The organism is Streptomyces albicerus (assembly GCF_008905045.1).
GTDB classification, from domain to species: domain Bacteria; phylum Actinomycetota; class Actinomycetes; order Streptomycetales; family Streptomycetaceae; genus Streptomyces; species Streptomyces albicerus.
In genome coordinates, this window is sequence record NZ_VWMY01000085.1 from 31,485 (window position 1) to 38,286 (window position 6,802).

Here is a 6,802-nt window from a genome sequence, read left to right on the forward strand (position 1 = left end):
ACATGCGTACGGACTCAAGAGCGCGTACTCACATGCGTACGTTCTCAACAGTGCGTACAGGCTCAAGTCGCTTACAGGTGAGGAGAGTTCATGCCGCGCCCCTTCCGTTTCGGTGCCAGTCTGGTCACCCCCGCCCCCTCCGACGAATGGCGCGCCAAGTGCCGCCGGGCCGAGGAACTCGGCTACGACGTGATCCTGGTCCCCGACCATCTCGGCATGGTCGCGCCCTTCCCGGCGCTGGTCGCGGCCGCCGAGGCGACGGAACGGCCACGCCTGGGCACGTTCGTGCTCAACGCCGGCTTCTGGAACCCGGCGCTGCTGGCCCGCGAGGTCGCCACCACCGACGCGCTCACGGGCGGCCGCCTCGAACTCGGGCTCGGCACCGGATACGTACAGGCCGAGCACGACACGGCCGGACTGCCGTACGGTTCGCCGCGCGAGCGCGTGGACCATCTGGTGCGTACGGTCGAGGAGTTGGACCGCCTGCTCGGCTCCAGCGAGTATCAGCCGCAGCCCGCGCAGAAGCGGGTGCCGCTGCTCGTCGGCGGCAACGGCGACCGGATGCTTCGGCTGACCGCCGAGCACGCAGACATCGCGGCCTTCACCGCCGCGCGCTCGGTACCGGGCAGCACGACCGGAACGCTGGAGCCGCTCACCGCGGAGGAGATCGACGAGCGGGTGGCGGCCTACCTGCGCCTCGCCGCCGACCGCGCCGAACCGGCCGAACTGAACCTGCTCGTCCAGATGGTCGTCATCACCGACGACCCGCAGGCCGCGATCCAGCCGCTGCTGCCCCACGTACCGCATCTCACCGAGGAACAGATCCTGGAGCTGCCGATCGTCCTGGTCGGCACGCTGGAGCAGATCAGGGAGCAGGTGCGGGGCGTGCGGGAGCGGTACGGGTTCTCCTATCTGACGGTGCTGGAGCCGTACATGGAGGCGTTCGGGACGGTGATCGCCGGGCTCCAGGGCGAGTGACCCCGTCCTGACGGCTTCGGTCCGTGTCCGGTACCTGTCCGGATCGTGGAATTCGGTGTCCGTGCACGGGGCTCGTGATGGGATCGGGGCATGAGTGATCTTCGGACAAGGGCCGCCGCGCCCGACGAGCTCGACGCCGTTCTCGCCTTCTGGAAGACCGCCGCCGAGGGCACGAGCATCAGCGACGACCGGGACGGCGTGGAGCGGCTCGTCGCCCGCGACCCCGAAGCCCTGATCCTCGCCGAGCTGGACGGGGAGCTCGTGGGCACGGTCATCGCGGGCTTCGACGGCTGGCGCTGCCATCTGTACCGGCTGGCCGTGCATCCGGCGCGGCGGCGCCAGGGCATCGGTTCGGCGCTCCTCACCGCGGCGGAGGAGCGCTTCGTACGGCTCGGCGGGCGCCGTGGCGACGCGATGGTGCTGCGCCGGAACGAGACCGCGCACCATGCGTGGCGCGCGGCGGGGTACACACCCGAGGAGCACTGGCGGCGCTGGGTGAAGCCGCTGGTCGAGTGACCGAAGCGCGGGGCTCCGCTGATCCTTACTCTTGAGGGATCAGGTCGTCCCCCAGGAAGGGTGTGAGCGTCCGCCCATGGGCGAGCCTCCCGGTAGCCGGCGGCGTGGCGTCCCGCCGCGCCGACATCGCGCGATGTCCCCGCCCCTGGCCGATCATGGGACGGAGGTGACCCGATGACAGAACTGCTCCTCCTCGGCGTGGCAGTACTGCTCTCAGTGGCTTGCGGTGCCTTCGTCGCGGCGGAGTTCTCGCTGACCACGGTCGAGCGCAGCGAGCTGGAGCGGGCCGTCGAGCGCGGCGAGGTCGGCGCCCCGGGCGCCCTCAAGGCCGTACGGAACCTCACCTTCCAGCTCTCCGGCGCGCAGCTCGGCATCACCGTCACCAACCTGATCGTCGGCATGCTCGCCGAGCCGTCCATCGCCAAGCTGATCGCGGGTCCGCTGGAGGCCGTCGGTGTACCGCGGTCCGCGACCTCGTCCGTCGCGCTGGTCATCGGTACGGGCCTGTCGACCGTCTTCCTGATGGTGGTCGGCGAGCTGGTGCCCAAGAACTGGGCGATCTCCTCGCCGCTCGCCGTGGCCAAGCGGGTGGCGACGCCGCAGCGCTGGTTCAGCGCGCTGTTCCACCCGTTCATCACCCATCTCAACAACACGGCCAACCGTGTCGTACGCCGCTTCGGCATCGAGCCCGCCGAGGAGCTGGCCTCCGCCCGCGGCCCGCAGGAACTGGTCGCCCTGGCCCGGCACTCCGCGAAACAGGGCGCCCTGGAGGCGGACACCGCCGAGCTGTTCGTGCGCACCCTGAACCTCGCGGACCTCAGCGCGGAGAACGTGATGACACCACGCGTCCAGGTCATCGCCCTCGACGTCCAGGCGACCTGCGAGGACGTGGCGAACGCGACGCGGGCGACCGGGCTGTCCCGCTTCCCCGTCTACCGCGGCAACCTCGACTCGGTCGTCGGCGTCGCGCACATCAAGGACGCCATCACCGTGCCCGCCGAGCACCGGGCCCGCACCTCCGTGGCACAGCTGATGCGCGAACCCCTGCTCGTTCCGGAGTCGCTCACCGTCGACCGGCTCCTGGACCGGCTGTCCGGCAAACGCACGATGGCCGTCGTCATCGACGAGTACGGCGGCACCGCCGGGGTCGCCACCCTGGAGGACATCGTCGAGGAGGTCGTCGGCGAGGTACGCGACGAGCACGACCCGCACGAGACCCCCGACCTGGCCCCGGCCGGCACGGACGACGACGGCCGCACGCTGTACTCGGCCGACGGCTCCGCCCGCATCGACCGGCTGGCCCGTGTCGGACTGCGCACGCCGGACGGGCCCTACGAGACGCTCGCGGGCCTGATCGCGACCGTGCTCGGGCGCATCCCCGTCGAGGGGGACACGGTCGAGGTCGCCCGGTGGCGGCTGGACGTGGTGGACGCGTCGGGGCGGCGGGCCGCTCGGGTGCTGATGCACGCGCCGGGTCCTGAGGATGCCTCTTCCCATGGCTCCGCAGGCTCTGCGGGAGGGGGCGCGCGATGACCGCCGTACAACTGCTGATCGGTCTGGCGACCCTCGTCGTGAACGCCTTCTTCGTGGGCGCCGAGTTCGCGATGATCTCGGTGCGCCGCAGCCAGATCGAGACGTACGCCGAGGAGGGACACCGGCGGGCGCGCAGCGTGCTGTGGGGTCTTGAGCATGTGTCCGCGCTGATGGCGGCCGCGCAGCTCGGCATCACGCTGTGCACGCTGGTGCTGGGTGTGGTCGCGGAGCCCGCGATCGCGCATCTGCTGGAGCCGGTGTTCCACGCGGTGGGTCTTTCGACCGGCACGGGGCACGTGATCTCGTTCGTGATCGCGCTCTCCCTGGCCACATATCTGCACATGCTCCTCGGTGAGATGGTGCCGAAGAACATCGCGCTCGCCGAGCCGGTGCGCTCGGCGCTGCTGCTCGGCCCGCCGCTGGTCGGCCTGTCGCGAGCGCTGCGGCCGGTCATCTTCACGATCAACGCGTTCGCGAACGGGCTGCTGAAGCTGTTGCGGGTCGACGTGCGGGACCAGGTGTCCGCGACTTTCTCGGACACGGAACTCGCCCGGCTGGTCAAGGACTCCAGCGACGCCGGGCTCATCGACGACCGCGCCCAGGAGCGGCTGCACGACGCCCTGGAACTGGGACGCCGGCCGGTACGGGACGTGGTGCTTCCACTGGAAGGCGTCGTCTACGCGCGCGTGGGCGTCACGCCCGAGCAGTTGGAGGCCCTGTCCGCCGAGTCCGGCTTCTCCCGTTTCCCCGTCGTGGACGACGGGCGGCGCATCGTCGGCTACCTGCACGTCAAGGACGCGCTGGACGCGTTGCCGCGTGATCTGCCGTTCCGGGTCGAGGAGATGCGGTCCATCGCGCGCGTGCGGGAGACCACGCCACTGGACGACGTGCTCACGGCGATGCGGCGGAGCCGCACGCACCTGGCGGCGGTGCTGGGCGAGGACGGGCTGTTGGCCGGGCTGGTGACGATGGAAGACGTGCTGAGGGAGTTGTTCGGGCAGCCCGTGTGAGAGGGGTTCGGGCGACGGGGCCTGGGGTTCGGCGGCCGGGCCTGGGGGCTCCCGGGGTGTGCTCCGGGCGGCAGACCGGTGGGTATGTGCACGGGATATCATCTCTTCCGCCATGCAGACGAATGCCACCTACACCAGTCTTGTCGCGGTCGGCGACTCCTTCACCGAGGGCATGTCGGACCTCCTCCCCGACGGCTCGTACCGCGGCTGGGCCGACCTTCTCGCGGCCCGGATGGCCGCTCGGACGCCCGGTTTCCGGTACGCCAACCTCGCGATACGCGGCAAGCTCATCGGACAGATCGTCGCCGAGCAGGTGGACGTGGCGGCGGCGATGCAGCCCGACGTGATCACGCTGGTGGGCGGGCTGAACGACACACTGCGGCCCCAGTGCGACATGGGGCGGGTCCGCGGGCTCCTCGAAGAAGCCGTGGAGCGCCTCGCCCCGGCCTGCAAACAGCTCGTCCTGATGCGCAGCCCCGGCCGCCAGGGCCCGGTCCTGGAACGGTTCCGCCCACGCATGGAGGAGCTGTTCACCTGCGTCGACGACCTCGCGTCCCGGCACGGCGCGCTCGTGGTCGACCTCTACGGAGCGCCCTCCCTCGGCGATCCCCGCATGTGGGACGTGGACCGGCTGCACCTGACGGGCGAGGGGCACCGCCGGGTCGCGGAGGCGGTGTGGCAGACGCTCGGCTACGAGGCGCAGGACACCGAGTGGCGCACGCCGATGCCGCCGTCCGCCCCGCCCGGCTGGGTCGCCCGCCGGACCGCCGACGCGCGGTTCGCCCGCCAGTACCTGCTGCCGTGGATCGGCCGCCGCCTGACCGGCCGCTCCTCGGGCGACGGCCGCCCGGCCAAGCGGCCGGAGCTGCTGCCGTACGAGGGGCCGGGGGCGTAAGCCTTACAAGACGGGCGGGGTGTGTCCGTACGGGAGGACCGGCGCGTAGGTCCTGAGAGTCGGCTGAGTTCGACTGAGTCGGTTGAGTGGGCTGAGGCGACCGGTGAATTCGGACCCTGCCGGTGGCGTACGCGCCCTTGGCGTCGCATGATCGGGCTCGGCGCCCCGCAGCGCGAAGGGAGACCCGCGTGACCACCACCGTGATCAACCTCAAGGGCCATATCCAGGAATTCGGTCCCCGCCTGGAGCACGCCCCCGACGACCTCGTCTACATCGGCCGCCGCTGGACCATGGGTCACTGGGACCTCCCCCAGCACCCGCTCTACAACCCCTTCGCCTACGACACCCCGACGAAGAAGCGCGACGGCACCCGCGCCGAGGTCATGGCCAAGTACCGGGCGTACCTCGTCGAACGCCCCGAGCTCCTCGCCCTCGTACCCGAGCTGCGCGGCAAGACGCTGGCCTGCTGGTGCGCGCCGGAGCTGTGCCACGGCGACATCCTGGCGGAGCTCGCCGACGCGGGATCGTAGATCGCCGGGGCGGGACCGCGGAGCGCCGGGGCGGGCTCACGGCCTCGTGACGCGCTCTCGTAGCTTCCGCCAAATGAGCCGCCCGCGGTGCCGCTGTGGCTGTGTGCACTGCTCGGCGATGCGGGTGGTGGTCTTGTGCTGCCAGTCGACGGCTCGGCGCGTGGCTGTTGCGCGGAGTTGCTTGATCTGGTCGTAGGTGTGACGCAGCCGGTTCGAGCTGCGCTCGCCCGGTTGGCGGAAGCTCTTGCGGTGCGCGGCGTGCTGTTCCAGGCGCAGGAGTGTGGCCTTCTCATGGTCGGTCAGCCACTTGTCGCGGTCGGCGGTGCCGTCCGGGAGGCGGGCGGGGCGGCCGTGGTCGAAGTGGTTGCCGTCGGAGAGGGCCAGGGGCAGGTTCACCCCGGCGTCGATGCCGACCTCGGTGCCCTGGTGGGACTCGGGCACGGCCTGGAGGGTCTGGATGCGGAAGGCGATGTGCCAGCCCAGGGCGTCCTTCACCAGGCGTGCGCCGGTGACCCGGTTCTCTTTGTCAGCCCGCTTGCCCACAGGAAGGTCCTTGGTCCAGCGGAAGCGGACCCGGCCCACCTTGGGGATGTTGACCATGCCCCAGCGGCGGTGCACACGGACGATGTTCAGGTCCCGGCCCTGCGGGATGTCCACGCTCATCACGGAGCGGATGCGGGACTTGAAGGCCGGCGCCTCGGCTCGGCCCTCCCAACAATTCCTCCACGCCTGGACGTACGTTTTGAGAACCGCTTGAGCGGCCTGCGCGGGAAGGACAGCGAGCCAGTCGAGGTCCTGGCGGGCCTGGCGGATCGCAGCGTCCGCCGCGGCCAGGGACCGTTTGTCCTTGGGCAGCATCATCCACCAGTCGTGCAGCAGGTTCCACGAGGTGCGGGCGGCGTGCGCCTGGGCATCGATGAGCCGGATCTGCGCAGGGTTCAGTGCCAGCCAGGCACGATGCCCGAACTGCCGCTTCACCTGCACACGATCCGTAGCCATGCGGTCACTGTAGCGCTTGATTTATGTCGCCACGCTGGAATCAAGTCCCGCTGTATGCACGGGAAGTGAGGTCGTTTACAACCTGCACGTCCACTCGATTTTTGTCACCAAGTACCGGCGCGGCGCCTCACCGACGCCATGCTGAAGCGGTGCGAGGAGATCATGCGGGACGTGTGCAGCGACTTCGAGGCCGAGTTCAACGGCGAGACAGCGGACGCAAGGGCACTGCGGCGCTACGCTCCCCTCAACTTCCCTTAGACCGTGTCCTACGTGGTGAGGCGGACGAGTCTCTTGTAACAGCACAGGGCTGCGGCGAGTCCGAGAAATGCCAGGTAGTTGCG

Annotated in this window: 6 protein-coding genes and 2 pseudogenes; 7 read left to right on the top strand and 1 reads right to left on the bottom strand. The window is 70.3% G+C overall.

From position 1 onward, the window contains the following. The first annotated feature begins 90 nt into the window (after positions 1 to 90). The 6 genes from GAS53_RS46745 to GAS53_RS46770 all read left to right on the top strand — a co-directional run bounded on the left by GAS53_RS46745 (position 91) and on the right by GAS53_RS46770 (position 5,462). Positions 91 to 978, top strand: coding sequence for an LLM class F420-dependent oxidoreductase (locus GAS53_RS46745; RefSeq protein WP_151483880.1), 888 nt, complete (start codon positions 91 to 93; stop codon positions 976 to 978). A 90-nt stretch (positions 979 to 1,068) separates the two neighbouring features. After that, positions 1,069 to 1,494, top strand: coding sequence for a GNAT family N-acetyltransferase (locus GAS53_RS46750; protein ID WP_151483881.1), 426 nt, complete (start codon positions 1,069 to 1,071; stop codon positions 1,492 to 1,494). A 174-nt stretch (positions 1,495 to 1,668) separates the two neighbouring features. Then, positions 1,669 to 3,027: a hemolysin family protein gene (locus GAS53_RS46755; RefSeq protein ID WP_151483882.1), complete on the top strand. Its 1,359-nt coding sequence runs from the start codon at positions 1,669 to 1,671 to the stop codon at positions 3,025 to 3,027. Beyond that, a complete protein-coding gene (locus GAS53_RS46760) occupies positions 3,024 to 4,037 on the top strand; it encodes a hemolysin family protein (protein ID WP_151483883.1) in 1,014 nt (337 codons plus the stop codon). The genes GAS53_RS46755 and GAS53_RS46760 overlap by 4 nt, the downstream gene beginning before the upstream one ends. Positions 4,038 to 4,149: 112 nt before the next feature. Then, the gene (locus tag GAS53_RS46765; protein ID WP_151483884.1) at positions 4,150 to 4,932 is read left to right on the top strand and encodes an SGNH/GDSL hydrolase family protein; all 783 of its coding nucleotides are present in this window, start codon (positions 4,150 to 4,152) and stop codon (positions 4,930 to 4,932) included. 188 nt (positions 4,933 to 5,120) lie between these two features. Beyond that, positions 5,121 to 5,462: a DUF4326 domain-containing protein gene (locus GAS53_RS46770; protein WP_151483885.1), complete on the top strand. Its 342-nt coding sequence runs from the start codon at positions 5,121 to 5,123 to the stop codon at positions 5,460 to 5,462. A 114-nt stretch (positions 5,463 to 5,576) separates the two neighbouring features. Here the strand turns inward: GAS53_RS46770 and GAS53_RS46775 are convergent. Then, positions 5,577 to 6,461, bottom strand: a pseudogene (locus tag GAS53_RS46775) (RNA-guided endonuclease TnpB family protein); the annotation flags it as partial. A 34-nt stretch (positions 6,462 to 6,495) separates the two neighbouring features. On the opposite strand from GAS53_RS46775, the pseudogene GAS53_RS46780 reads away from it, so the two are divergent. Then, positions 6,496 to 6,704: pseudogene (locus GAS53_RS46780) on the top strand (transposase); the annotation flags it as partial. Positions 6,705 to 6,802 lie beyond the last annotated feature (98 nt).